Annotated in this window: 22 protein-coding genes and 1 pseudogene; 11 read left to right on the top strand and 12 right to left on the bottom strand. The window is 59.5% G+C overall.

The window, feature by feature from the left end:
* Positions 1-1466: acyl-CoA synthetase (locus tag ACXJKO_RS06170; protein ID WP_457090205.1), on the top strand; the 1466-nt coding region annotated here is incomplete at its 5' end.
* Between the two features lie 16 nt (positions 1467-1482).
* Here the strand turns inward: ACXJKO_RS06170 and ACXJKO_RS06165 are convergent.
* Positions 1483-2283 (bottom strand): enoyl-CoA hydratase, encoded by an 801-nt coding sequence (locus tag ACXJKO_RS06165; RefSeq protein WP_457090204.1) that lies wholly within the window; start codon positions 2281-2283, stop codon positions 1483-1485.
* A 126-nt stretch (positions 2284-2409) separates the two neighbouring features.
* On the opposite strand from ACXJKO_RS06165, the gene ACXJKO_RS06160 reads away from it, so the two are divergent.
* The gene (locus tag ACXJKO_RS06160; protein WP_457090203.1) at positions 2410-2982 is read left to right on the top strand and encodes a peroxidase-related enzyme; all 573 of its coding nucleotides are present in this window, start codon (positions 2410-2412) and stop codon (positions 2980-2982) included.
* A gap of 97 nt (positions 2983-3079) precedes the next feature.
* Positions 3080-4288 (top strand): hypothetical protein, encoded by a 1209-nt coding sequence (locus ACXJKO_RS06155; protein WP_457090202.1) that lies wholly within the window; start codon positions 3080-3082, stop codon positions 4286-4288.
* Here the strand turns inward: ACXJKO_RS06155 and ACXJKO_RS06150 are convergent.
* The 7 genes from ACXJKO_RS06150 to ACXJKO_RS06120 form a co-directional block, all read right to left on the bottom strand.
* The gene (locus ACXJKO_RS06150; RefSeq protein WP_457090201.1) at positions 4172-4762 is read right to left on the bottom strand and encodes a hypothetical protein; all 591 of its coding nucleotides are present in this window, start codon (positions 4760-4762) and stop codon (positions 4172-4174) included. The genes ACXJKO_RS06155 and ACXJKO_RS06150 overlap by 117 nt on opposite strands.
* Positions 4763-4779: 17 nt before the next feature.
* Positions 4780-5229 (bottom strand): hypothetical protein, encoded by a 450-nt coding sequence (locus ACXJKO_RS06145; RefSeq protein WP_457090200.1) that lies wholly within the window; start codon positions 5227-5229, stop codon positions 4780-4782.
* A gap of 49 nt (positions 5230-5278) precedes the next feature.
* Positions 5279-6535: a TfuA-like protein gene (locus ACXJKO_RS06140; protein WP_457090211.1), complete on the bottom strand. Its 1257-nt coding sequence runs from the start codon at positions 6533-6535 to the stop codon at positions 5279-5281.
* A 110-nt stretch (positions 6536-6645) separates the two neighbouring features.
* Positions 6646-7881 (bottom strand): YcaO-like family protein, encoded by a 1236-nt coding sequence (locus ACXJKO_RS06135; protein WP_457090199.1) that lies wholly within the window; start codon positions 7879-7881, stop codon positions 6646-6648.
* Entirely contained in the window at positions 7878-10997 is a 3120-nt protein-coding gene (locus ACXJKO_RS06130) for an ATP-binding protein (RefSeq protein ID WP_457090198.1), read from the bottom strand. Before ACXJKO_RS06130 ends, ACXJKO_RS06135 begins: the two co-directional genes overlap by 4 nt.
* Before the next feature lie 347 nt (positions 10998-11344).
* Complete coding sequence (locus ACXJKO_RS06125; protein WP_457090197.1) at positions 11345-12337, bottom strand: hypothetical protein; 993 nt, start codon at positions 12335-12337, stop codon at positions 11345-11347.
* Positions 12338-12366: 29 nt separating this feature from the next.
* A complete protein-coding gene (locus tag ACXJKO_RS06120) occupies positions 12367-13338 on the bottom strand; it encodes an extracellular solute-binding protein (protein ID WP_457090196.1) in 972 nt (323 codons plus the stop codon).
* A gap of 111 nt (positions 13339-13449) precedes the next feature.
* Here ACXJKO_RS06120 and ACXJKO_RS06115 point away from each other — a divergent pair, with 111 nt between their 5' ends.
* The gene (locus ACXJKO_RS06115; RefSeq protein WP_457090195.1) at positions 13450-14523 is read left to right on the top strand and encodes an ABC transporter ATP-binding protein; all 1074 of its coding nucleotides are present in this window, start codon (positions 13450-13452) and stop codon (positions 14521-14523) included.
* Complete coding sequence (locus ACXJKO_RS06110; RefSeq protein ID WP_457090194.1) at positions 14523-16175, top strand: ABC transporter permease; 1653 nt, start codon at positions 14523-14525, stop codon at positions 16173-16175. The genes ACXJKO_RS06115 and ACXJKO_RS06110 overlap by 1 nt, the downstream gene beginning before the upstream one ends.
* A gap of 68 nt (positions 16176-16243) precedes the next feature.
* Here the strand turns inward: ACXJKO_RS06110 and ACXJKO_RS06105 are convergent.
* The 4 genes and pseudogenes from ACXJKO_RS06105 to ACXJKO_RS06090 all read right to left on the bottom strand — a co-directional run bounded on the left by ACXJKO_RS06105 (position 16244) and on the right by ACXJKO_RS06090 (position 19623).
* Positions 16244-16620: pseudogene (locus tag ACXJKO_RS06105) on the bottom strand (RidA family protein).
* A gap of 29 nt (positions 16621-16649) precedes the next feature.
* A complete protein-coding gene (locus tag ACXJKO_RS06100; protein ID WP_457090193.1) occupies positions 16650-17477 on the bottom strand; it encodes a carbohydrate ABC transporter permease in 828 nt (275 codons plus the stop codon).
* Entirely contained in the window at positions 17474-18349 is an 876-nt protein-coding gene (locus ACXJKO_RS06095; protein ID WP_457090192.1) for a carbohydrate ABC transporter permease, read from the bottom strand. Before ACXJKO_RS06095 ends, ACXJKO_RS06100 begins: the two co-directional genes overlap by 4 nt.
* Positions 18350-18417: 68 nt before the next feature.
* Positions 18418-19623 (bottom strand): ABC transporter substrate-binding protein, encoded by a 1206-nt coding sequence (locus tag ACXJKO_RS06090; RefSeq protein WP_457090210.1) that lies wholly within the window; start codon positions 19621-19623, stop codon positions 18418-18420.
* A 296-nt stretch (positions 19624-19919) separates the two neighbouring features.
* Between ACXJKO_RS06090 and ACXJKO_RS06085 the strand changes: the two genes are divergently transcribed.
* From ACXJKO_RS06085 to ACXJKO_RS06060, 6 genes are read left to right on the top strand one after another with little or no spacing between them, the layout of a single operon-like run.
* On the top strand, positions 19920-20612 hold the full coding sequence (locus ACXJKO_RS06085) for an SDR family oxidoreductase (protein ID WP_457090209.1): 693 nt from the start codon (positions 19920-19922) through the stop codon (positions 20610-20612).
* A 15-nt stretch (positions 20613-20627) separates the two neighbouring features.
* On the top strand, positions 20628-21701 hold the full coding sequence (locus tag ACXJKO_RS06080; protein WP_457090191.1) for an ABC transporter ATP-binding protein: 1074 nt from the start codon (positions 20628-20630) through the stop codon (positions 21699-21701).
* A 2-nt stretch (positions 21702-21703) separates the two neighbouring features.
* Positions 21704-22585, top strand: coding sequence for a MurR/RpiR family transcriptional regulator (locus ACXJKO_RS06075; RefSeq protein ID WP_457090190.1), 882 nt, complete (start codon positions 21704-21706; stop codon positions 22583-22585).
* Positions 22586-22603: 18 nt separating this feature from the next.
* Positions 22604-23665 (top strand): D-TA family PLP-dependent enzyme, encoded by a 1062-nt coding sequence (locus ACXJKO_RS06070; protein WP_457090189.1) that lies wholly within the window; start codon positions 22604-22606, stop codon positions 23663-23665.
* A gap of 44 nt (positions 23666-23709) precedes the next feature.
* A complete protein-coding gene (locus ACXJKO_RS06065) occupies positions 23710-24204 on the top strand; it encodes a hypothetical protein (protein ID WP_457090208.1) in 495 nt (164 codons plus the stop codon).
* A 36-nt stretch (positions 24205-24240) separates the two neighbouring features.
* Positions 24241-25842 carry an N-acyl-D-amino-acid deacylase family protein gene (locus tag ACXJKO_RS06060; protein WP_457090188.1) on the top strand — a complete coding sequence of 534 codons (1602 nt, stop codon included), beginning with the start codon at positions 24241-24243 and terminating at the stop codon, positions 25840-25842.
* The last annotated feature ends 219 nt before the right edge of the window (positions 25843-26061 follow it).

Genomic DNA, 26061 nt, shown 5'->3' with positions numbered 1-26061 from the left:
CCTCGGCGCTGACCCGGCGCGGCATCCGACGCGGCGATACGGTGTCGGTGGTGCTTCCCAACACGCCGGCCATGCTCGAATGCCATTACGGCGTCCCCATGGCAGGGGCGGTTCTCAATACGCTCAACACCCGGCTCGATGCCAAGATCATCGCCTTCACTCTCGAGCACAGCGAAGCGAAGGTGCTTATCACGGATCGCGAAATGTCAGGTGTCGTGAAGGCCGCTCTCGAAATATCTGCCACCAAACCGCTCGTCATCGATTACGACGATCCGGAATTCACAGGATCGGGCGAGCGCTTGGGAGAACTTGAATACGAGGGTCTCCTGGCTGAGGGAGATCCGGATTTCGCATGGCAACTGCCTCACGACGAGTGGGACGCCATCACGCTCAACTACACCTCCGGCACGACCGGCGATCCCAAAGGTGTCGTCTATCACCACCGCGGCGCCTATTTGCTCGCCATGGGGAACATCGTCACTGGCGGAATGGGCCAGCATCCCGTCTATCTGTGGACGCTTCCCATGTTCCATTGCAACGGCTGGTGCTTCCCATGGTCACTGTCGATCGTTGCCGGCACCCATGTGTGCCTGCGCGCCGTGCGGGCAAAGCCCATGTATGACGCCCTGGCAGATCATGAGGTCACTCACCTTTGCGGTGCGCCCATCGTCATGTCGACGCTCCTCAATGCGCCTGAGCCTGAGAAGCGCGCCCTGCCCCACCAAGTTCGCTTCATGACAGCTGCCGCCCCGCCGCCCGAGGCCATGCTGGCTGCCATGAAGGAAGCCGGTTTCGATGTCACACATCTCTACGGCCTGACCGAGGTTTATGGACCAGCGGTCGTCAACGAATGGCATGATGAGTGGAACAGTTTATCCCCGGCCGAGTATGCGGCGAAGAAGGCCAGGCAAGGTGTGCGGTATCCGGTTCTGGAAGCACTCGACGTTCTCGACCCGGATACGATGCAGCCCGTGCCGGCAGACGGAAAGACCCTCGGCGAGGTCATGTTTCGCGGCAATGTCGTCATGAAAGGCTACCTGAAGAACCCGGCTGCGACAGAAAAAGCCTTCGCGGGCGGCTGGTTTCATTCCGGAGATCTCGGCGTGAAATATCCTGACAGCTACATTCAACTGAAGGATCGCTCCAAGGACATCATCATCTCCGGCGGAGAGAACATCTCCTCCATCGAAGTGGAGGATGTGCTTTACAAACATCCTGCGATCCAAGCTGCTGCCGTCGTCGCGATGCCGGATGAGAAATGGGGCGAAACGCCGTGCGCATTCGTGGAGCTGAAGCCCAGTCAGTCAGTGGCGGCGGATGACATCGTCGCTTGGTGCAGGCAGCACCTCGCCTCCTTCAAATGCCCGCGCACGGTCATCTTCACTGAGCTTCCGAAGACTTCTACAGGCAAGATCCAGAAGTTCCAGTTGCGCGAAATGGCACGCGCCCTTGCTGGTGCCACTTGAGATTGACAGGGCTTGATTAGCGCCCTCTCCACTCGGGCTTGCGCTTCTCGATGAAGGCATCGATGCCCTCTGCGGCATCTTCGGCCATCATGTTGCAAGCCATGACTTGGCCGGCATAGTCATAGGCATCCGCCAAGTTCATGCTGCGCTGGCGAGCGAACATGACCTTTCCCGTTCGGATTGCAACAGGGCTTTTGGAGCATATCGCCTCCGTCAGCAAGGCCACTGCCGCATTGAGTTCGGCATCCGGCGCCACGCGGTTGATCAACCCGTAAGACAGCGCCTCAGCTGCGGAGATGAAGCGCCCGGTCACGAGCATGTCGAAAGCCTGTTTCGGCGCGACATTCCGCGAAAGGGCAACGGCGGGCGTGGAGCAGAATAAACCGACATTGATTCCGGAGACGGCGAACGTTGCGCTCTCGCCTGCAACCGCGAGGTCGCAGGAGGCGACCAGCTGGCATCCGGCGGCCGTTGCCATACCGTGCACGCGGGCAATCACCGGAACCGGCAAGTTCACGATGCTCTGCATGACTTGGCTGCACCGCTCGAACAGATCCTCATAATATTCCTGGCGCGGGTCGGACCGCATCTGCTTCAGGTCATGCCCTGCGCAGAAAGCCTTGCCCGCGGCACCGATGACGACGCAGCGCACACCTTCATCCGCCGCAAGTTCGTCCAGGCTCTTCTGCAACGCCCGCAGCATCTCCTCGGACAATACGTTGTACTGGCCCGGGCGGTTCAGCATCAAGGTCACGACCCCCTCCCTGTCCTCGCGGATCAGGATCGGTTCATCGGCAACAATCTGCGGCGCGGTCATCGGTCTTTGCTCCTGTCTCCCCCTACTTTAGCGCGTTGTCCGCGCGGGCCAAGCCGAATAAGCTGGTGCGCAAACGAGCCGCGGCCAAGCCTATGGGCCGGCGAATAGGATAGGAAGGGAGCCACAATGAACAAACCGCCAATAAGCCGCTTTCCAACGCCGGAGATCGCCGGTTTGCCGGAAGACATCCGCACACGGATCCTTGCCGTGCAGGAAAAGTCGGGCTTCGTTCCAAATGTCTTTCTGGTGCTCGCCCGCCGTCCCGATGAATTCCGCGCCTTTTTTGCCTATCACGACGCTCTCATGGACAAGCCGGGAAACCTCACGAAGGCGGAACGTGAGATGATCGTCGTCGCGACGAGCAACGCCAATCAGTGCCAGTATTGCGTCGTCGCCCATGGGGCGATCCTGCGGATCCGGGCGAAAGACCCGTTGATCGCCGATCAGGTCGCAGTCAATTACCGAAAGGCCGACATCACGGACAGACAGAAGGCTATGCTCGATTTCGCCATGAAAGTGGCCTTTGAAGCATATGCCACGAGTGATGCGGATTTAGCCCTCCTGAGCAGCCATGGCTTCAGCGAGGAAGACGCCTGGGATATCGCTGCCATCGCCGCCTTCTTCGGCATGTCGAACCGCTTGGCCAACGTGACGAATATGCGTCCCAACGACGAGTTCTATACGATGGGCAGAGGCTGACTCATCCGGCAGTATGATCCCTAAGAGCAAATTGCCTCCAAGAGAGTTTGGGAGCACTTTGTAGAGCGAGACTGCAACCGGCTAAGCTCAGACCGCAATGGTGCTCTACTACGCCGATCGAGAGCGGGATTTTGGAACACGCGTTCGGCTCTTCCCGCAAGCGCCGTTTCTCTCCGGTTTCACCGAGCCGGAGGTCGTCTGGCTGTCGCCGCCTGCGGGAACTATCGCCCCAGGCCCTGCAGACGACCGGATGTATGTCATCGACGCTGTCGATAAGGATGAGCCCTACACCTTTCCTTATCTCCCGCCCTATCGCGGCGCGACAAGGCCGCCAGTCGAGCCTGACGCCAACGGGCATTTCGCACACCTCGCCCCTGGGTCCCGCGACTTTCTCGCCGTTCATATGTACGGCTCCGTTCGACGGGTCATGGACATCTTCGAGAGCTATCTCGGACAGCGGATCGAGTGGCCCTTTCGACAGGATTACCCGCGTCTTGAAATCATCCCCGTGATCGATTGGGACAATGCTCAATCCGGCTATGGCTACATTGAGTTCGGCCGCTTTTCCTCGACCGAGGGCGTCGTTCATCCTTACGGGCTCAACTTCGACGTGATCGCCCATGAGATCGGGCATACCATCCTGTTCTCATTGATGGGCCTGCCCACCACCAGCCAATTACCGCTCATGTTCCGCGCCTTCCACGAGGCGAGTGCGGACGTCACAGCCCTGATCGGTCTGCTGCATTTCGATACTGTCCTCGACAGGTTGCTGCGCGCCTGCCGCGGCAATATCTATACGCTCAATGAACTCAACCGCCTCGCCGAAGTGTCGGACACGAAGCAGATTCGACTTGCCAGCAACAATGCGCGGATGTGGGAGGTAGGGCCAGAGCCTCACGACGTGTCGCGGCCGCTCACGGGAGCATGTTTCGACATCATCGCTTATCTCTATGCGTCCGAACTCGAGGAGCGGGGGCTCATTCCTCGCGAATTGTGGGAGCTCGCCTACGAGACAAACAAGGTGGGAGATTCTGCGGATCGGGTTTCGGAAGCCTTCGCCAGCCATTACGAGAACCGTCACTTCGCCTTCAAGGCTGCGCTTGCCGATGCGCGGGATATCTTCGGGCGCTGCCTTGTCTCGGCTTGGCGGACGGTTTCTCCCGACCAGATGAGTTTCGAGACCTTCGGCTCAGCTCTTATCGACGCCTGCCGTGTCATCTCGGGCGACCGTTACGTCGGAGAGATTGGCGCTATCTTCCGCTGGAGAGGCATCGACATCCCGAGCGCGGCGCCTGCGTTCCGTTGAATGCTCGTCATCCTCGCTGAGAGCGACGATAGCTCTGATCCTCGTGCCAGGTCGCAGGTCCTTGATCATGAGGCGAACCTGGACCATGAATCCAACGGATGGCACAGGCGGATCAATGTCGAGAGCTTCAGCTTCGCAGGCGTCTTCGCAATCTTCGTATTCGGGCAGGCAATCACATAGATCGATCTCTTGCTCTTTCACGCGCCCATCAATAAAATTCTCYGGCAATGCCGGTACGTCTCGTCTGTCCCATATCTCCTCATACTCAGGAAAGACGACGCGCTCGATCGCGCCTTCGGCTCCCCGGATTATCGCAGAGACCAGACCATCGAGCGCGTCGCATGGCGGGGCGAGCAGCTTTATCCTGAAATACCGCGCGTGGATTAAGGTGCTGCCTGTACGGATATTGGCAACTTCCCTGAGCTCATGCGATTCATCGAGAGTGCCGGAAAAGATACCGAAAACGGCCGCCATCACGACATCTCCTCAGGTTATTCGGTCAGCTTCCCGCCACGATGCGCCATTCGGTGCGCAATTGAATAGGCAACAGGTTGCTTGGTCGTATTGAGGTTACGATTGAGGATCAGCTGCTCGAACGTATCACTTTGGATCTGAAGTTGAATGGTCTGGTCAAGCTTGTCGACATCCCAGGCACGATAACCCTGCTCTTCCCACCCGCATCCATCCGCATGGCGCCCCCTCCCTTCAACAAGGACAATCACGGGCTCAGGCAGAGAGTAACAATGCCCCTGGAAGCAGAAGCCGTAGACGAGAGCCAACGTTCGTTCTGGATGAGGAGGATCCGGAGTACAGACGATCGTTCCCTGCTGCCCCATTTCAAGCGCAAAAATGGGAACACCGTAGAGCGTGATGCGAGAGGGGCTATAGCTATACTCCGCCGGAACAGGTCTGCCTTGCGTGACTTCGACCAGGTCGGTCATTGGCACATCTCCTGCTACCGGCATATTTTCAGATAAGGCCTGCACTCAGTCAATCGATACGACCCGATGCAGTACTTTTACCCCCCTCGTACTCGCTAAAGAGATACTCCCGAAGAAGCGCTCTGTTCATGGCGGAGACGTCAGGAAATCCCATCTTCTGCGCCAGAGCCTCGGGCGGCATCATCTGCATCTGTCCCGGAAATGTTCTACGCCAAAACCAACCGAGAACAGCAGTCGGCGATTGACCGCTCGTCTGGGTCGTCGCTCCTTCCTTTCCCATGTTGCGAAGCGCATGTCGCTTTACCTCAGCTCGCTTGATGAGTGGGGCAAGCCCGCCGTGGGCGCGCAATGCGCCTAGCAGATTATCATGGATCACAGTCTCGAATTTTTCCGTCGTCCAGCGGACGAGGGCTTCGTCTCTCACGAACGCCTCCAGATCCGATTCACCAAGCCGGTTCTCGTCGAGGGCCTTCTGCAGTCCCATCCCGCGCTCTCGGAGCCACTCCCGTAGCACTCTCTCCTTCTCCTCCGGCTCCGGCTCCATGCCGTGACGTCGCGCTTCCCGGATGGAGAGCGCGCGAACCAGCGCCCCCTGCTGAACGAGCCTGTAGTTATCCGGCGACAAGCGAAGCTCATCGAGAATATCCTCGACGTGAAGTGCGACGCCTTCGATGGATTGAGGAAGACTGTGTGCCCCCTCGTAGTCGAGATCCCACACGTCGGTTCGTTCGAACGTGAAGTTCGGTTCGAATGGAGGCAGGTCGGTTGCGATGAATTCGCGGATTGCAGCCAGCATTTCCAACGCATCGTCACGTTTGCGATGAACCTTTCCTGCTGGCAGCCAAGCCTCCAGTGCATCGACCATCGTGGCATCAAAGTCTAAGGTTCGAGCATACTTGAGAAGCTCCGGCCAATGACGGTCGGCATAGAATTGCTGCTTTGCGTGATCAAGCAGACGACTTTTCATATGCCCGTCGATAACGCCATTAAGGACCGCCGCATCGAGCGTTGCGCGGATGTCGACCATCGCTTCACTGAGGGACAGAAATCCCAGTTCAGGCGGCCCATGCTCCACGGCAACGGCATCGTCGTCTTCCAGCCGGTCTGAGCGGTAATCGGAAAAGATCGAACCGAAACCGACCATGCCGTAGTCAAAGAGTTCGGCAGCCCGCAACGCGCCCATGCTGGCTGCTCCGAACACATGCACGCCTTGTGACAGAGCCCAAAGGATCTCCTTGTGCCGCACGGCCGGAACATTTCGGAAAGCTCCGTCGATGATCGCAATGACACGCGGTCTCGGCGACATCTCCACCGCCCGGATGACATCGCCATATCCTGCCGGCGGAAGGCAGACCGCGTCGATCCACTCACGCACCTCTGCTGCGGAGATGGTCGGCCCACAGAAGACGACAATGCTCATGACATGCGCTCCATTTGCAGGCGGGCCCGCCTTCCGAGGGCGACCTCCGGCGCAAGTGGCCCCTCAAGCCCCGGCACGATGACACGAACGACGGAAAGCGGGGTGGAGCTGTCTGGCACCAGATCGGCCATCATGATCTCACCGAGGCCCACATTCTGGAGACGTTGCACAATGAAATCGACATCTTCATCGACAGCGGCATGGAAGGCATGGGGTATGCCCGCATAATATCGGTTCGCGTTTTCCGAGCCGAGCCGCTCGCGCCATCGGGTCAATTCCTCCATGTCATCGAAGCGCTCGTAGAGACCCGGCCCCACATCATCCCGCGTACCGGCGATAATCGTCGCGCGGGATTGGACGGCCTCAAGGATGGCTCTCAAGAGCGCGATGCCTTTATCGGGATGACAGCCATGCCCTTCGGCCGGCAACGGCATGAGGCCCGGGCCGCCGCGCCGCTCCATGATGTGACATTTGAAGACCGCGACGTCGATATCCGAGGTCAAGTCCCACACAGCCGTCAAGAAACCCTTCGCGGCGATCTGTGCCAATATGGAGACTGCGTCCGGCTCATCGATGGATGCAAGATCCAAACGCCGGTTGTCGAGATGCGTCGGATCGAGAGAAAACAGAACCTGGGCATCGCGCTCGATCAGTTCGCACAGGCCGTGAACGATAGCCTCACGCACATCATTCCCAGAAGCGAGGCCATTGGTGCTTGCCGCAAAGTGACCGCTGCCCGCAGGCCTAGGAAGAGCAAAGTTGGTGTGAACGCACTCGAAGGGAATCCAACAGCTGGTTCCGGTCGACAGATGCCGCCCCTCGAACCAGAGAATGCGAGTCGTCGCAGAGAAGCGCGCACCCTGATGAAAAGACAGATTCTGAAAGTCGGCGACACTTCTGCCAGCCTCTCGTATTTCATTCGCATGAGCCCAAAGCAAGGGACCCTGCACACGCTCCGCATAATAGGCTTCGACAGACTCCATGATAGCGGAAACCTTCGCCGACGTCCTGTCTAACCCTTTGCCTTGTGAGGTAATGTTCGAGCGTGAGCCGGGACGGACGGCGATAGCGACAGGGATTCCGATGGAGTCGAGGCCCGTGACATCTGCAACCCGAGTGATGCCGAATGTGCCGAGCATGGGGCGTAGCCGCTCCAACGTCTCACTTGGATCGAGAGCGCGGTGAGTTCCTTTTAGATAGAGTTTTGACAGTAAAGAAGGCGTTTCGCTCATGCGGCTCCTCGCAACCGGTTCAACAGCTCCATCGCTAAAACTCTATCCACTGTGGGTGTTGCCTCTGGAAGCCTCGCTACTGCCGCTTCAAGTTGCGAAATACCCGCGTCACGAAAACCCTTAATGTTGAGAGCACCGGCCCTGCTGATAGCGGACCGCAGATAGAGAGCATTCGCGTTCTGAGCCTCGGCTGCGGCGAGTGCTTCGTCATAGCAGCGCAGGGCCTCATCCTCTCTGCCCAGCGAGAACAGCAACTCGCCCTTTCGCCGCAGGAGTTCGGCAAGCCAATAGCGCAGGCTGGTTTCATTCGCTATGCCGATCGCCTCCTCGACAACTTCAAGCCCGTTCGAGAATTTGCCTGCGAGCCCATAGGCCTCGGCCAGCATCTCCAGATAAGCAGGAAAGTCCTCCTGCGTACCGATGATGCGCTGCGTTGCAAGTCCCTGCTCAATCGACACGATTCCTTCAGCAAGACTGCCGCTGAGCGCTGCGGCCCAGCCGCCGAAGATCTCGGCTTTTGCAGCGATGTCCTTGAAGCCGAGTTCCTCCGCGAAATGGTGCATTCGCGCGGCCCGATCCTTTACAGCTGTTATGTCACGACGATAATGCAGAAGGTTGATCTCGGCTTCCTCGAAATGCGTCTTGCTGGCGCGGTGATCCAGTGCGGCGGCATGCCGGGCGCAAGCTTTCATGACAGCCTGAGAACGCTTGGGGAATCCCTGGATCCAGAGCGACAATGCCTGTTCGCCAAGGCCGCATACTTTGGGATCATGCCCTCCGTAGAGAATGGCGTCGTGCCGATTCTCCGTTGCATCGTAGAATGCGAGGCCTTCTGTCACGTGTTCGCAGCAGCGCCTTTGCTCGCCGAGCATGAAGAGGGTCGCCCACTGGCAATGGTGAGCCTGCAAGGACAGATGCGGATCGGCAAGATTGTGGACGATAGACGACAGTTCATCCGCACGCTCGCGCATGACCTTGAAGTTGGGAGCCGTGCGCCACCATCCCCAGTACGCCGTGAAACGGCGATGGTCGGGAGTTCCATCTGAGAGTGCCATGGCTTGTCGATAGAGAGCCTGAACTTCATCCGCACCAGGGCCCGCGACGGAAATGAGCAAGGGACCGAGAGCAAGAGATATGTTGAGTTCGGTCTCGTTTCGCTCCGGCTCTGCCTCAAGATCGCCGGTCAAAGACAGGGCACGTCGCAAAAGACTGATCGCTTCGATATTGGCAGAGCGTGAGGCCGCTCGCTGGCCTGCAAGTTGAAGGTTGGCGATGGCCTGGCGCGGAAGCCCCGCTTCCGTGAAATGGCGCGCAAGAATTTCAGGCTCGGCGGCGTCCGCTTCCAGAACGTGGGCAAGCTGTCGATGAACACTTTGGCGAGTGGCCTTCAGCATGCTGTCATAGGCGCTTTGCTGCAGAAGAGCGTGCCTGAAACTGTAAAACCGCTGTGGGGCCTCATGCTCGAGAGTAACGACGCCCGATTCGTACAATCGCGCAAGGCCAGAATCGAGATCAGCTTCGTCAAGCTGCGTTGCCTGCCGCAGCAGATCGATGGAAAACGTGCGACCGATAGCGCTTGCGACTTGCGCGATCTGTTTGCCTTGCGTGGATTGATCAAGACGTGCCGCCAATATGTCCATAAGCGATGTCGGCAATTCGTCAGCCTGACCTGAACTCCGCTCCCGGTTTAGCAGCGCTATTGTCAACTCTTCCAGGAAAAAGGGGTTTCCTTCGGCGCGGTCAAGGATATGGCGCAGCTCTTCCGGTGAGAGGCGTGACGAACCGGCAACATGCCTGACAATGGCAGTCGCTGCTTGCTCGCCCAATGGCGAAAGCTCGATCCTTGCGAGATTCTGAAAATCAGGCTTCTCCAGCGCCGAGAAAGTTGGGCGCGCAGTTATGAGCAGAAGAACAGGCAGATCCACAATGCGCGAAATGAGGCGCTCAAGAAGCTCCAGTGAACTGGGATCGATCCATTGCGCATCMTCGACTATGACCAGAATCGGGCCACGGTTCGCCATGCGCGCGACGATCTCGATCAATGTCGTGAACGTCTCTTCCTTGAGCTGCTCGGTTGACATGGAAGATCGGTTTGCATCCATCTCATCCTGGAACGGAAACAGGATACGGGTGAGAATGGGCGCAGCCTCAGGGAACGGAAGTGCGGGCAGATTGAGAAGGTGAGTCAGCCGCTTTTTGGGTGAATGATGCGGCTCATTGGAGCGCATCAGATATGCATGTTCGAGCAATGCCTTGATAGGATAAAGCGGAGTGAATGCATGAAGCGGTGAACACTGAAGGCTGAGCAATTGCACGGCATCGCGGCCCAGCAAGGTGCCCATCTCGGCTGCCACCCGTGATTTACCGATGCCAGGATCGCCGATGAGAGCAACGGCTTGTCCCTGACCGCTTTGTGCGTGCTGCCATTTTTCTGTCAAGGCAGTAAGTTCTGCATTCCTTTCTAGAAAAGGAGAGGCGCCCTGCGTGTGAAACCCTTCAAAACGCGTTTGCGGATTTCGGGCGCGCAGGACTGTCCAGGCCTGCTGCGCGTGGGTGAACCCCGGCAGCTGGAGCTTGTGTTGTCTCCCGAACCGGAACATGGTGCCAACGAGCCGTCGCGTCGCATCACTGACAAGAACCGAGTTCGGCGCCGCAGCAACCTGAAGGCGGGCTGCGAGATGAGGCGCGATGCCGACGACCTCATCGGCTCCAAAGCCCCTCTCCCCGGCCGTGTCGCCGGCCACGACCTTACTCGTGGCGATGCCTACGCGCACGCTCAAGGCGATCCTGCCGCCGGATACGGACGTTCCCAGATGGGCACATCTTTCTGTTATGGCGAGCCCTGCATGGATGGCCCGCTCGGCCGCGTTCTCGTACGCGGTGGGGTAACCGAAATAAGCCATCCCACCGTCGCCGATGTAACGGTTGACCTTGCCGCCTGTCTCCTCGATGGCGGCCGTACACATGGAATGAAAGCTCTGGAGAAGCTCGCGCATATCCTCCGGGTCGAGACTTTCCGCGAGGCGGGTCGAACCTACGAGATCATAGGCGAGTGCAGTGACCTGCCGTCTGTCGGCAGTGCCTGAAATGTGCGCCGGTGGTACATGCTGTGGCATCTGCGACCCCGCTACGCCAAAAAACTAGCATGATTTATCCAGCCTGTGTCAGCCTGCTCTTTTGAGGCTTCAGTTTAAGAGAAGTTGATCCCACGACCATAACAAACGATAGCTTACTCGGATCAAAGTACATCAACTCTTGATTTTAAATATTGCAACGTTTCATTTTGATCTAGAGTAGCTGTATTGAAGCCGAGCAATTGCGGTTGAGTTCAGCAGCGGCATAGGCATACAGATGCCTTCGACGAACACGAGAGTGGAAGCAACGACGAGCAGAATCGGTGCGATGAGGACCTCGCTTATTCGTCTGTGTGGTCCCGCCATCCCGCAGCAACGACACTCTGCTCTCAGAACCTGACGCCGAGATAGGCTCTGTCGTCGGCCCAGAGCGAGGCTGTCGACCCTTTGGGAGAGGGATAGAGCAGGACCTTCGCGGGGTCCTCGCGCTCGGCCTCAGCGAATGCCTTTTCCCAAGCGGCCACGCCGAACCCGTCGCCGGGCTTGAAATACCCGTCCGAATAAATCTCGACCGTTCTGACATCCGAGCGCGGGATTTTTTCGATCATCAGCATGTGCTGCGGCACCTCGAAACCATCGAGGCAAGGATAACCGAGTTGCAGGGAGGCGTTGTTCTGATAGCCGCCCTGCGCATTCACGATGCCGCCGCGCACGAGGTTCTCGATATCGGCCCTCGCCACATGCGGCAGCGCTTCCAGATTAGCCGCGATGGCGCGGCTCTCGATGAAGGCCATGTCATCGGCATCAAGCGTGCCGGCCACGTTATCGAGGGATTGCCGCGTGCCGTGCCAGGTCACCTGCCGGGACATCTGCTCATGCTTATCGGGATCGGACACCTTCTGCCCGATGACCGGCCAAGCCTGCTGGCGCAGGATTGATGTGATCAGATCGAGATCCTTCTCGACCCGAAGAGTGTGTTCGCCATTGATGCGAACACCGCTGTCTCCCACGAGGAGCACGTCGACGGTCTCACGACCGACCAGCACCAGGGCCAGCGCGGCCGAGATGCGAAAATTCCAGTCGGCTTTCGCCCTCTCGGCCATGCCATATTTCTCGTAGACCGGCGCGAGCGCTGCCGTCAGGGCTTTGACAATGGCAACAGGATTTTCCGGTCCATCGGGCGCGCTCAACATATGCTCGAGCGCGCGTTGGACGGTCACGGCTGCATACTGACCGGAAAGCATTCCGTCGAAGCGTGCTCCGAGACGGTCCGTGACTCCGTCGATGACCGCATAGGCGCGGCCCGGCAGAATCACGAGACGATCCTCGTTGGTGTGAGGCGCGGACGGATCCTTCGCCTCGGTGAATGCTTCGATCAGCATGGCAGCCGTGAACCTTTATGAATGCGCGCTCAGCGATTCTGCAGAGCGGCCTTCCACTTGGCGACCCATTCGGTGCGGTTCTGCGCCACCTTCTTTATGTCGTATTCGACGAGCTTGATTTCGCTCATCGGCTTGAGGCCCGCGCCGGTGACGTCCTTGCGGACGGAGCGGCGGCCGATCTCGGAGACGAGTTGCTCCTGTACGGGCTTCGAGAGAAGCCAGTCGATAAACACCTTGCCGTTGTCGGCATGAGGCGCACCCTTCACAAGCGCGACGCCATCGGCAACCGTCGAAGAGCCGTCTTCCGGATAGACGATGGCGACGTTACCGCCGCCCTTCACGTAGTCGAGGGCATTGTCTTCGAGGGTGAGGCCCACGAGCGCCTCGCCATCGTTCACATAGCGTGCAACCGCGCCCGAGGAATCGGACAGATTGATGTTCGCGAGAGACTTATTGTAGACATCCCAGCCCTTGTCGCCATGGGCGATCAGAACGGTCGCGAGCTGCTGGAAGCTGGAGCCGGACGTATCGGCACGTGCGGATGAGATCTTGCCCTTCCACTTGGGATCGCCGAGATCGGCCCAGCTCTTCGGGTAATCGGCGGGCTTGAGTTCCTTGTTGTTGACCGCCATGACCAGCAGGATGCCCGTATAGGGGATCCACTCCGGGCTTACCTTGTAGGCAGGAAGGAGGACATCGTCCTCTTTCGGCTTGTAGGTCGCCAGCAGGTCCTTATTGTCCTCGAGCTGCTCGCCGCCGATGCTCCAGATCACATCGGCCTTCGCGGACGAGGATTCCGCCTTGATGCGCTTGATGATGTCGCCGGATCCGGCCTTCACCACATCGACCTTGATGCCGGTTTCCTTCTCGAATTTAGGCACCAGGGCATCGACGATGGATGCCTTATGGGCAGTGTAGACCACCACGGTCTTATCCTGGGCCAGGGCCGCAGTGGTGAGGGAAGCGAGCAGCACGCCCGCGGTCAGTCCGACTTTCAACACGTAATCCTCCCATGGATTTAATTAGCCAGGTAATAGTATGTTGCTGAAGGCGGCAACTTTTGTAAAGTCGTGCCTCTTCGAGACTTGAATATACGAACAAGGGAGCCAAGTGTGGCCGAATTGAAGATCCAGGGGCTGGCTAAGAGCTACAAGGACGTGCGTGTCCTGGAGAGCATCGATCTCAAGATCGAGTCGGGAGAGTTCTTCACCCTTCTGGGTCCCAGCGGCTGCGGCAAGACCACCCTTCTGCGGACCATCGCCGGCTTCCAGCATCAGGACCGGGGCGAGATTATCGTCAACGGCGAGCGCATAGACCACAAGCCTGCCCACAAGCGTGACATCGGCATGGTCTTTCAGGACTATGCCGTGTTCCCTCACCTGACGGTTGCAGACAACGTCGCCTTCGGCCTCAAGGCACGCTCGCTACCAAAGTCTGAGATCGAGGCGCGCGTGGCCGAGACACTCAAGATGGTGCGCCTCGATGGCTATCAGAACCGCCTGCCCGCGGAGATGTCCGGTGGCCAGCAGCAGCGCATCGGCCTTGCCCGCGCCATGGCCATCCGGCCGACACTTCTTCTGATGGACGAGCCGCTCTCGAACCTGGACGCGAAGCTGCGCATCGAATTGCGTGAGGACATCCGCGACATCCAGCGGCGACTGGGCATCACGACCATTTATGTGACACACGATCAGGAGGAGGCCCTTGCGGTCTCCGACCGCATCTGCGTGATGAACAAGGGCAATGTCGAGCAGATCGGCACGCCTTTCGAAATTTACCGGAAGCCCTTGCGCCGCTTTGCGGCGACCTTCGTCGGCACCATGAACTTTCTGCCGGGGAAACTCGAGAACGGGCACCTGCTCATCAGCGGTCACAGGATTGCCTATCCTGCAACGGCATCGGGGGCCGTCGAAGTGGCCATTCGCCCGGAGAACGTGCTGCTTGCCGGCATGGCCCATGAGGGCGAAGCCATTGCTCTCAAGGGCCTTGTGGAGAAGGTCACGTTTCTCGGCCGCGAAGCCCACTACACCCTCAAGACCGATGCCGGCGAGATCGTCGCACAGGTGGCCGATCCCGCGCATGACTTCATCACGATGGAGGGACGCGAGGTCGATATCCGCCTGCCGCTTCAGAAGATCGTTCTCTTCCGCGAAAACGGCGACGTGATCGATGCGGGGCAGGCATGATGAGACGGCGGATTCGCTTCGATGTCTGGACCTTCGTGCTCATCGCCGCTTGGGTCATCCTCCTCGTTCTATTGATTTGGCCGCTCTCGTCGGTTCTGCGCGCCAGTTTGATCGACAATGAAACGGGAGCTTTTTCCCTCATCCACTACTGGGAAATAGCCACCACCAAAGTTTATCAGCGCGCTATCGCCAATACCCTTCTGGCCGGTTTGGGAGGCATGACCGGCGCTCTCATTCTCGGCGTGACGCTGGCCTTCATCACGACGCGGTTCCGCATTCATGGGCGAGCGCTCATTCAAACCCTGGCGGTGGTGGCGCTGGTTTCTCCACCCTTCATCGGCGCCTATGCGTGGATCGTGCTGTTCGGTGCAAGCGGCGTCGTGCGCAAAGGGCTCGCTTCGATCGGCATTTCCATACCGCCGCTTTATGGCGCCCTTGGCGTCATCCTGGTTTTCACGTTCAAGTTCTTCCCGCATGTCTTCCTTCTGACATCGGGCGCGCTCGCCTCCATCAATCGCTCCGTGGAGGAAGCGGCGGAAAGTCTCGGCATCTCGCCCGCGAAGCGGCTGTTCAAGATCACGTTTCCGCTGATCCTGCCGGCGATTTCGGCCAGCGCCCTTCTGACCTTCATCCTGTCGATCGCAGATTTCGGAACCCCGCGCATCATCGGGCGCGATTTCAACGTGCTGGCGACGGAAGCCTTCAACCTTTACAGCAGCGAGGTCGGCGGCAATCCCGGCATGGCCTCGACTCTCAGCATCGTGCTGATCGTCCTATCCATGATCATCGTCTTCGGGCAGCGCTGGGTTTTGCGCAAGAACGTCTATCACAGCAATCTCATCAAGAAGCCAGAACGTGCGCAGGTTGGAGGCATAAAAAGTCTCGGACTCCATGTTCTCGCCTACGCCATCGTGCTGACCGGCGCTTTACCGGCCATCATCGTGGTGCTGTTCTCGTTCCGCCGAACCAGCGGGCCTGTCTTCCAACCGGGCGTGAGCCTGCAGAGCTACGAACGGGTCGTCTCCACCCTGTCCGCACCCATCTGGAACACGCTGATCTTCTCCACGGCGGCGGTCGTCGCCATCGTCATCACCGGCACATTGATCGGCTATCTGATCTCGCGGCGTCCGAACATCGCCACGGGGACGCTCGATGCCTTGCTCATGGTGCCTTACGTGGTGCCCGGCATCGTCATGGGTATCGCGTTCATCACGCGCTTCAACGATCCGCCGCTGGCGCTGACAGGCACAGGCCTCATCATCATCATGGCCGTTTTCATTCGACGTCTCCCCTACTCGGCAAGATCCGTCGCTGCTGCGTTGAAGCAGGTGAGCCCGAGCTTGGAGGATGCGGCGGTGAGCCTCGGCTATTCGCCGGGCAAGGCTTTCCTTAAAGTGACGGTTCCACTCATCCTGCCCGGCATCATGGCGGGCGCACTCATGAGTTTCGTAACGGCCATGAACGAGCTTTCGTCCTCGCTGGTGCTCTATGTGGGCAGCACGATCACGATGCCGGTCCGCATCTATCTCTCGGTGATGGACGGCGAATACGGAACCGCATCGGCCCTCTCGACCATTCTCCTGACCATGACCGTGGCTGCCGTCTACGCAGCCTTCCACGTGTCGGGCCGGAAAGATAGCGCGCTTCTTTAGATACCAATGGACACAGAGCACGTCACTCGATGCCAGAGTGCATCAAGTGACGCTCTATGCTTCCGCCCTCACGGCTTCGCGCTCACCGGCTTGTAGGCAATCGCCTCGATCTCGACCTTGATATCGACCATGAGGCGCCCCTCGGCCGTGGTCCGGGCAGGCGGGCTGGAAGGAAAGTAGGTCGCATAGACCTTATTGAATCCACCAAAGTCCCGCGCATCTTCGAGCCACACAGTCGTCTTGACCACATCCGACATCTCGGCACCGGCCAAGGCTAGGCCGCCTTCACGTTTTCGAGCACCTGACGGGTCTGCACTTCGATGGTGCCGCCGACATTCTCACCATTGGGACCGACCGGCGTCTGCCCTGAAATAAAAATGAAATCTCCCGCCCGGACCGCAGGCGACAAGGGGACATGGGACGACCCGAAAGTCTGCTTCGACATGAATGCTTCCTTCTTATTGTAAGCGATCTTTATTTCACCGCGCCGAGCGCGAGGCCGCGCACGAGGTAGCGCTGAAGCCATGCGAAAGCGACGGCAACGGGAATGGTTGCGGCAAAGGTCGCCGCCATTACGTGATGCCATTCGACGGTGTAGCGGCCGGATACCAGCGAGAAGATCTGGATGGGCAGCGTGTAGCTCTCCTGTGAGCGCAGCAGGGTCAGCGCGATGACGAACTCATTCCAGGCATTGATGAAGGTGAAGATCGCCGTCACGACTATGGCCGGCACGGCCAGCGGCAGGAAGACTTTCACAAGCGTCCGGGCGCGCCCTGCCCCTTCCATCCAGGCTGCTTCCTCCAGATCGAGCGGGATCGTGGCGAAATAGCTCTGCAGCATCCAGACCGAGAAGGCGATGTTGAACGCAGCATAAACCACTGTCACCGCGTTGATGTTGTCGATCATCCCGAGCGCCACCATAAGACGGAACAGACCGACCACGAGAACGATGGGCGACAGCATCTGCGTGACCAGCAGGAACTGACGATAGAACTCGCGCCCCTTGAAGTCGAAGCGTGTCAGGGCATAGGCGGCGGGGATTGAGACGATCAGCGAGCCCAGCGTCGCGAGCACGGAGACATAGAGCGAGTTCTTCAGGGCATTCCCGAAATTCGTGGCGACCCACATGGTTTGGAAGTTTTCCCAGGCGATCCGCGAGGGCCACCAAGTCGGCGTCAGCACTTCAGTGTTGGGCTTGAGCGCCGTGATCAGCATCACCGCGAAGGGGAAGATCGCAGCAACGACAATTGGCGACAAGACCAGCCAGCAAATGATGGAGCGGCGGAGCTTGGACCCGTTCATACTCTCGCTCCCCTCGCGGTGAGCCGCACATAGATCAGGGTGAAGATCAGGAGAATGCCGAACATCACCAGAGATACGGCGGAGGCTTCACCGAGCTTTCCGAGCCTGAACCCGACCTTGTAGAGATAGGTGACGAGAATGTCGGTGGAATTGGCGGGTCCGCCCTGCGTCATGGCCCAGATGATCGGGAAGGAGTTGAAGACATAGATCGTGTTCAGCACGAGCGCGATGTTGAGGAACGGAGCAATCAGTGGCAGCGTGATGTGCCTGAACTGCTCCCATCGCCCCGCCCCTTCCAAGGCCGCCGCCTCGTAGAGATCGTCCGGGATGGACGAGAGGCCGCCCAGGATGATCGTGACCGTGAAAGGAATGGTGACAAGGATGCCGATGAGGATCTGCATTGGAAAGGCCGTGCTCGCTTCGGCCAGCCATTGAATGTTCTGGTCGATAATGCCGAATTCGAGCAAAGCCGAGTTCAGCATGCCGCTTTCCCCCGACAGCGCCCAGCGCCAGACGATGGCGGTCATCGTGAGCGACACGGCCCAGGGCAGCATGACGATCACACGCGCCAGATTACGGCCATAGAAATCCTCGTTTAGGACAAGAGCGACGGGCACGGAGCAGATGATGGCGCCGCCGACTACGGCGATGGTCCAGATCCCCGTGCGCCAGAGCGAGGCGATGAAATTCGGATCGTCGAACAGCGCCCTGAAATTCGCCATGCCGACGAAATCGCGTAGCTGGCCGAAGCGGTTCACGCTATGGCTCGCGAGCTGCGACAGCTCGTTGACGGGCCAGATGACGATGAGAGCCGCCAGCACGAAGCTCGGGAGAATGAGGACGTAGGGCGCAACCACACGCTTCGAGGTCATAAGCGTTCCGCTGACTGAGCAAACGGCATAAAGGGGCAGAGCTCGGAAGCCCTGCCCCTTTGTCGAAACTACTTTTTCAGGATCGCATTGGCCTTGGTTGCGGCCTCCTTCAGCGTAGGCTCGATCTGGCCCTGGCCRAGATAGATGCGCTGCAGCGCCGATGTGGAGATATCGGCAACTTCTTCCCACCCCGCAATCACGGGCGCGAACCGGGCGATCGGCAGAAGGCTCGTGAACACTTTGAGATTGGCATTCTCGGTGAAATACTTGTCCTCGGCCTCGGCCTTGGTCACCGGCAGGAAGCCCTCATCCACCGTGAACTTGATGCGCTGTTTCGGCTGGAACAGGAAGTCGAGGAACTTGAACGCCTCGGCCTTGTTCTTGGAGTTCTGGAACACGATGACGGAGTCGGTCACGCCATAAGTGCCCTGATCGCCACCCGGACCTTTCGGGATCGGAGCCACGCCATATTTCAGGTTCGGCGCTTCGTCGCGGATTTGGTTGGCGAGGAACGGCGCGGTCATCATCATGCCGATCTTGCCCTGCTTGAACAGGTTCTGCACATCCTCACGCGCATAGGAGGTTACGCCCGGCTGCGTGGCGCCCTGATCGATGAGGCGCTTGTAAAGCGAGGCAGCGTCGACGGCGGCTTTCGAGTCGAGACCCGACTTGCCGTCCTTGACGATATCTCCGCCGAAGGACCACATGCCGTAATAGAAATAGACGTCGGTCTCGACTTCCTTGCCCTGAAGCCCGAAGCCATAGACGCCATTGCCCTGCGCGGAGATCTTCTTGGCGTAGTCCTCCAGCTCGGCCCAAGTCTTGGGAGGCTCGGAGAGGCCCGCTTTCGCGAACAGATCCTTGTTGTAGTACATCGCACGCGCGGAAGCCGCGATGGGAAGGCCGTATGTCTTGCCGTTCATCACGGAGGGCGTCAGGAAGGTCTCGATGAAGCGCCCCTTGATCTCGGGCGTCATATAGCTGTCGAGCGGCTCAGCGATGTTCTGCTGAACGAAATCCACGAGCCAGCGCGTGCCGATGATCGACAGGTCGGCATTGGCGTTGGCCGAAATGTCGGTGGTCAGCTTCTGGAGCAGGTTGTCCCACGGCACGACCTCGAACTGGATCTTGATTCCCGGATTGGCCGCTTCGAAGTCCTTGGCCACCTGCTCGAAATAAGGCCCGGTCTTGGCCGAATATTCCGCGACGGTGACGCGGACGGTGCCGGCATTGGCGCTCGCGGACAGGGCGATGGCGCCAAGGCCTGCGAGCATGAGTCCCTTAAGGCTGAAGAAGGTGTTCTTTTGGTTTGATTTCACGTGCATGTTCCCTCTGCTTAGGGCCGCACACCTTAGAAAAGCAGCCCGGCAACCCACATTGTTGTGAAAGAAAATTACTTACGCAAGGGAATTTTTGCGTATATTCCTGACGCATATGTTGCTAAATTTCATAAACCGCTTCAGCCTTAAGGAATCCAAAGGTTAGAAGCGTTCGGAGCAAACCGTTGGCAAACAGCTTGGAAGGCCGACTGGCCGTCATCACAGGCGCAGGCGGCGGCATTGGCGTCACGATGGTCCGGTGCTTTCAGGAGGCCGGAGCAAAGGTTGTCGCTTGCGACGTCTCCGAGGAAGCTCTCGGATTGCTGGATGTCGCCCACAAGGAATTCTTCGACCTTGGCGATACCGATGCATGCAGGCAGGCCGGCGAGCGCATCCAGTCGCAGGTCGGCCTCCCCGATATCATCGTCAGCAATGCAGGCTATACCCGCGCGGAAACTCTTGAGCAGGTCGACGACCATGCCTGGAATTTTGAGCTCGACGTGAATCTCAACGGCGCACGCAGTTTCACCGTTCCCTTTCTCGAGCCCATGAAGGCGAGAGGCTCCGGCACCTTCGTCTTCATCGCATCCGTGAACGCCCTCGCCCATTTCGGCAACCCCGCTTATGCCGCGGCCAAGGCAGGCCTCGTGGCTTATGCGCGCGCCATCGCGACGGAATGCGGAGCTTATGGCATCCGGTCGAATGCGATCTGTCCCGGGTCCGTGCGCACCCATGCCTGGGATCACCGGATCGAGAAGGATCCGCACATTCTCGAAAAGGTGTCGCGTCTTTACCCTCTCGGCCACATGGTCGCCCCCGTCGACGTGGCGAATGCGGCGGTGTTTCTCGCCTCACCGCTCGCGGCCGGAATCACGGGTGTCGCCCTGCCTGTGGATGGCGGCCTGACCGCCGGAAACCTGCCCTTTATCGATGCGATCCGGTGAGAAGAGGAGCTTGCAATGGCCGATCTCCATCTCGACAACGTCAAGAAGCGCTACGGCGCTCTCGACATTCTTCATGGGATCGATCTTGCCGTTGAAGACGGCGAGTTCGTCGTGCTCGTCGGCCCATCGGGATGCGGGAAGTCCACCCTGCTGCGCATGATCGCCGGCCTGGAAACGGTCTCCGACGGCGAGATCCGCATCGGCGGACGGCGCGCCAACGAGGTGCCGCCGCAGAAGCGCAATATCTCGATGGTGTTCCAGTCCTATGCGCTGTTTCCGCATATGTCGGTGAAGGACAATATCACCTTCGGCCCCCGCATCCGCCGCGAGAATGCACAGGAAACGGAGGAGAAGCTGAAGCGCGCCGCTTCGATCCTCAATCTCGGCGCTTACCTCGACCGGCGCCCCGGCCAGCTCTCCGGCGGCCAGCGCCAGCGCGTGGCCATGGGGCGGTCCATTGTCCGCAACCCGGATCTCTTCCTGTTCGACGAACCGCTTTCCAACCTCGATGCGAAGCTCAGGGTGCAGATGCGGACGGAGATCAAGGCGTTGCACCACAAGTTTGAAAGCACGATCATCTACGTGACGCACGATCAGATCGAGGCCATGACCATGGCCGATCGCATCGTCGTGATGAATGGTGGGCGCATCGAGCAGGTCGGCACACCCCTTGAGCTCTACGATCATCCGGCCAATCTTTTCGTGGCAGGCTTCCTCGGCTCCCCGGCCATGAGTCTAGTCCAGGGAACGGTGGTGAGGTCCGACCAAGGTACTTCCGTTCGCCTCTCGGACGGCGCCGTGGTGCCGGTTGCGGGCACATCCGCGCCGGATGGCGCCAGCGTGATCCTCGGCATTCGGCCGGAGCATTACCGACTCGATGCGGCAGGGCCGATCCGTCTGGTGGTGGACGTCATCGAGCCTACCGGGTCGGAAAGCCATATCTACGGGCACGTAGATACTTCAGAAGTGCGTGCTGTCTTCCGTGAACGGATCGTCGTCACCCCCGGCGAGACGCTTCGCCTGTCCGTCGAACCGGAGAAGGTTCATCTCTTCGATCCCGGCACCGGCATGCGCCTTTTGGGAGCATGAATGTGAAGGCGACGCAGGATATCATCGCGCGCGTTCGCCGCTGGGCCGAGGATGGCTCCAAGGCGGAGCGCAGGCTTGCGTCCATGATTCTGAGCGATATCGCCTATGTCTCCAAAGCGCCGATTGCCGATATCGCAGCACGCGCAGGCGTGAGCGAGCCTACGGTAACGCGCTTTGCAAGAGCGCTCGGATGCGAGGGCATTCGCGACTTCAAGTATCATCTCGCACAGGCCTTGGCGGTAGGCGGCAATTACCTCAATCCCGCTCCTCTGCCGCATGTGGAGCGCAAGGAGCATGTTCTGGCAGCCGTTTGTGGAAACGCGATGATGGCCATCGAGCGTCTGCGCTCCAACATCGACATGGAGATCATCGGCGCCATTGCCGATGAGATCGCCGTGGCTCGGTCTGTGCTGTCCTATGGCTCCGGCGGCAATTCCTCCATCATGGCGATGGAACTGCACAACCGCCTCTTCCGCCTCGGCCTGTCCGTCATCGCCCACAGCGACGGGCAGATGCAAAGGATGACGGCGTCGGTGGCGACACCCGAAACGGTGGTGATCGCCTTCTCGATCTCCGGCTACTCCCCCTCCGTCGTCGATTCCATGCGCATCTCGCGCCATTATGGAGCGAAGACCATTGCCGTGACCGCGCCGGGGTCGACCTTGGCCCAAGCCGCCGAAATTCTTCTGCCCTTCTCGGTGCCGGAAGACAGCAATCTCTACAAACCCAATTCCGCGCGCTATGCCATGATGGCCATTGTCGATCTGATCGCAATGACCACGGCTGAAACCATCGGCCCCTCGGTTCTCGAAGGACTCCGCCGCATCAAGCACAGTTTGGCGGCGGTGAATGTCAACGATCCCAGACTACCCCTTGGCGACTAGAAGAAGTTAGACCTGACAATGACGAAGATCCATGAACTCGATACCCCCGTCGTTCTGATCGACCTCGACCGTGTCGAGGCCAACCTCAAGCGGGCACAGGACTATGCGGATGCTCACGGGGTGAAGCTGCGCCCGCACATCAAGACACACAAGCTGCCGCAATTCGCCAAGCGTCAGATGGAGCTCGGCGCCATCGGCATCACCTGCCAGAAGATCGGCGAAGCCGAGGTGATGGCGGATGCCGGGATCACGGATATCTTCCTTCCCTACAATATTCTCGGCGTGCCCAAGCTGAAGCGCCTTCTGGCGCTCGCCAAGCGCACATCGCTCAAGGTCATCGCCGACAGCGCCATCGTCATCGACGGCTATTCGAAGACCTTTGCAGGATCCGGCATCACTCTCCCGGTTCTTGTGGAATGCGACACCGGCGGCGGGCGCGTGGGTGTGCAGATGCCCGAGGAAGCGCTCGCCCTTGCCAAGCATATCGCCGGCTCCGATGGACTGTGCTTTGCCGGCCTGATGACCTATCCCGCGAAGGGAACGGTCACGCAAGCGAATGCCTGGATGGAGCGCGCCACCGCCTTGCTGAAAGAAGCAGGCCTCTCACCGGAGATGGTCTCGACAGGCGGCACGCCGGATATCTGGCACAGCGACGAGAACCGCGCCGCCACGGAATATCGCCCCGGCACCTACATCTACATGGACCGTTTCCAGGTGCAGGAAGGTGTCGGCAGCTTCGACGATTGCGCGCTCACTGTGCTCGCAACCGTTGTCTCGCGCCCCACCGACAACCGCGCGGTTCTGGATACAGGCTCGAAGTCGCTCACCAGCGATACCCTCGGCCTCCAGGGCTTCGGCCGTATCGTCGAATATCCCGATGCCGCCATCGTTTCCTTGAGCGAGGAACACGGTGTCGTCGATCTGTCGAACTCCAAAGCGAAGCCGGAGGTCGGCGAGATGGTGCGCATCATTCCCAACCATGTCTGCCCCGTCTCGAACCTTTTCGACGAGGTGATCTTCGTGCGGGGTAACGACGTGATCGAGACAGTTCCGGTCGCGGCTCGCGGCAAGGTGACTTGAAGCATACCATTCCTCTCCTGCCCGATCCTGGAGGTTCCGTCGTGATAGCGCATACGCAAAACCCCTTTTCCGAATCCGATCCAGACCGCCGCGCGATCTGGACCATGCTGGTCGAGCGCGACATCGACGCCTTTCTCGCGGCCGATTGGTCGATGGTGGATTCCGACTTTCGGCGAGAGGGTTTTCTAGGTCTCCACGCACACAAGTCCGAACTGCCCGACAGCTGGCGGCTCGATTTCCCGGATCTGGAAACATACCGCGACGAGTGGCTGCGCCAGGCGAAAGCATCGCAGAGCGTCGAATATGCAGAACCCGTTCGCGATGCGCTGTTTCGCGCGACGAATATGCGGGACATCGACCTGAAGGGCGACACCGCCGTCTGCCACAAGAAGTTCGATGGCACCGTCGCCCTGAGAGATGGCGGCGTCGATGTGCTCAACTGGCAGACGCTGTATTTCTGCGCCCGGCTCGACGGGCGCTGGAAGATCACCGGCTTCGTCGGATACATGCCGTTCCCAATGGGCAAGCCCAGAGGCTGACAGATTTCAATGCCTTCCTATGTGGTCGATAAGACGATGACGAAGAACTGGCTTATCCGAAGTGCCCGGATCATCGATGGCACCGGCGCCCCCTGGTTCCGCGGTGATGTGCATGTGGTCGATGGACGGATCGTCAGTATCGGCGCGAATCTGAAGGCGGACGCGAATACAACCATCGTCGATGCGCAGGATCGCTACCTCGCGCCCGGCTTCATCGACGCTCATTGTCATGACGACCTGATCTGCCTGCGTGATCCGGATCGGCCGGAGAAGGCGCTGCAAGGCGTGACGACCGTCGTCGTCGGCAATTGCAGTTTCTCCTTGTATCCCGCGCGGGGGCAATCCCGCGAGGATCTGCGTAAGCATTTCTCGGGTCTGCTCGGCCAGACGGCACCGGGCGAAATATTCGACGACTTTGCCGATTATCGCGCGCGGCTGCATGAGGGCGTTGCCATCAATGTCGTCTCGCTTGTGGGCCACGCGGCTTTGCGTCTCGCGGTCATGGGCTATGAGCGCCGTGCTGCGACCGCGGACGAGATCGCCGCAATGAAGGGCCTTCTCGACAAGCAACTCACGCAGGGCGCCATCGGCCTGTCGCTCGGGCTGGTTTATCCCCCAAGCGCCTTTGCCGCTCTCGATGAGATGGTGGCGTTGGCGAAGGTGGTGAAAGCGCATGGGCGGCTGATGACGGCGCATGTGCGCAGCTATGAGGATGGACTCATTCCATCCATCGAGGAGTTCATCGAAATCCTTCGCCAATCCGGCGCGGCAGGCCTCCTCTCGCACCTTCAATCGGCGGGCCGCCCGAATTGGGGCCAGATTCCCCGCGCGCTGGAAGTGCTGGAAACGGCGCGACAGGAAGGTATCGACATCAGCTTCGATATGTATCCCTATCCGGCAGGCAGCACTTACCTGCTGCAGCTTCTTCCACCGGCCGCCCTCGAAGGCGGGCTCGATCAGCTGAAGCAGAGGCTGCGCGATCCCGAGGTCGGCCCCGTGCTGCGTCGCTGGGTGGAAAATGGCGGTCCGGCTTTTCATGGCCAGAGCAAACTGTCCCTGATCGGCTGGGAGAATGTGCGCATTTCCGGCATCAACCATCCGGCTCTCAAGTCTCTGGAAGGCTTGAACATGGTTCAGGCCGCCGAGCATGAGAAAGTCGAGCCTTACGACCTGCTCATTCGCCTCGTCGAGGAGGACGAAGGACAGACCGGCGTCATTCTCTTCCAGCTCGATGAAAGCGATCTGCATGCCGCATGCTGCCATCGATTGTACATGGTGGGGTCCGACGGCTTGCCGCGCCCCGGCACGAAGCCGCATCCGCGCGCCTTTGGCACGTTCCCGCGCATCGTCGGTCCCTTGCGTCGGGACAAGGGCTGGTTCTCCATCGAGGATGCCGTGCGGCRCATGACATCGATTGCGGCGCAGCGCTTCTCCCTGCAGGATCGGGGCTTGGTGCGGCCTGACATGGTGGCCGACCTGGTGCTGTTCGAGGAAAGCGTGACCGACCGGGCCACCTTCGACGCATCAACCCTCCTGCCGTCCGGCATCACCTATGTCTGGGTCAATGGAGAGGCCATTGTTCGCGAAGGCGCGCCGACAGGCGCCCGGCCGGGCCGCATGCTGCAGGCCTCTAGGTGAAACATCGATGGAATCAGCAGCCGCACCGTGCGGAAGGGCACAGACAGCAGTAACTGCAATCCCACTCTTTAGGACCTAGCAATAAGATGCCCTGGACGGCATCGTATGATGGCGTTCACCCCGAACAGTGTTGGGCGTGTCCGAAAGCACCAAAGCTTCCGTCTGAATCGCTCCCCAACAGGGCGGTCGTTGACGCTCAAGAAAAAGGTGCAACAATAC

The sequence above is a fragment of the Microvirga sp. P5_D2 genome (assembly GCF_054049475.1).
Note: the sequence above shows the minus strand (reverse complement) of the source record. Positions and strands in the feature narration are given on the sequence as shown.

Bases quoted from the DNA above. Each gene is read 5' to 3' on its own strand.
- ACXJKO_RS06140 (WP_457090211.1), bottom strand. From the start codon at position 6,535: ATGTCGCCGAGACCGCGTGTCATTGCGATCATCGACGGAGCTTTCCGA.
- ACXJKO_RS06155 (WP_457090202.1), top strand. From the start codon at position 3,080: ATGGTGCTCTACTACGCCGATCGAGAGCGGGATTTTGGAACACGCGTT.
- ACXJKO_RS06070 (WP_457090189.1), top strand. From the start codon at position 22,604: ATGACGAAGATCCATGAACTCGATACCCCCGTCGTTCTGATCGACCTC.
- ACXJKO_RS06095 (WP_457090192.1), bottom strand. From the start codon at position 18,349: ATGACCTCGAAGCGTGTGGTTGCGCCCTACGTCCTCATTCTCCCGAGC.
- ACXJKO_RS06080 (WP_457090191.1), top strand. From the start codon at position 20,628: ATGGCCGATCTCCATCTCGACAACGTCAAGAAGCGCTACGGCGCTCTC.
- ACXJKO_RS06085 (WP_457090209.1), top strand. From the start codon at position 19,920: ATGGTCCGGTGCTTTCAGGAGGCCGGAGCAAAGGTTGTCGCTTGCGAC.
- ACXJKO_RS06165 (WP_457090204.1), bottom strand. From the start codon at position 2,283: ATGACCGCGCCGCAGATTGTTGCCGATGAACCGATCCTGATCCGCGAG.
- ACXJKO_RS06135 (WP_457090199.1), bottom strand. From the start codon at position 7,881: ATGAGCGAAACGCCTTCTTTACTGTCAAAACTCTATCTAAAAGGAACT.
- ACXJKO_RS06160 (WP_457090203.1), top strand. From the start codon at position 2,410: ATGAACAAACCGCCAATAAGCCGCTTTCCAACGCCGGAGATCGCCGGT.
- ACXJKO_RS06110 (WP_457090194.1), top strand. From the start codon at position 14,523: ATGAGACGGCGGATTCGCTTCGATGTCTGGACCTTCGTGCTCATCGCC.
- ACXJKO_RS06145 (WP_457090200.1), bottom strand. From the start codon at position 5,229: ATGACCGACCTGGTCGAAGTCACGCAAGGCAGACCTGTTCCGGCGGAG.
- ACXJKO_RS06100 (WP_457090193.1), bottom strand. From the start codon at position 17,477: ATGAACGGGTCCAAGCTCCGCCGCTCCATCATTTGCTGGCTGGTCTTG.
- ACXJKO_RS06125 (WP_457090197.1), bottom strand. From the start codon at position 12,337: ATGCTGATCGAAGCATTCACCGAGGCGAAGGATCCGTCCGCGCCTCAC.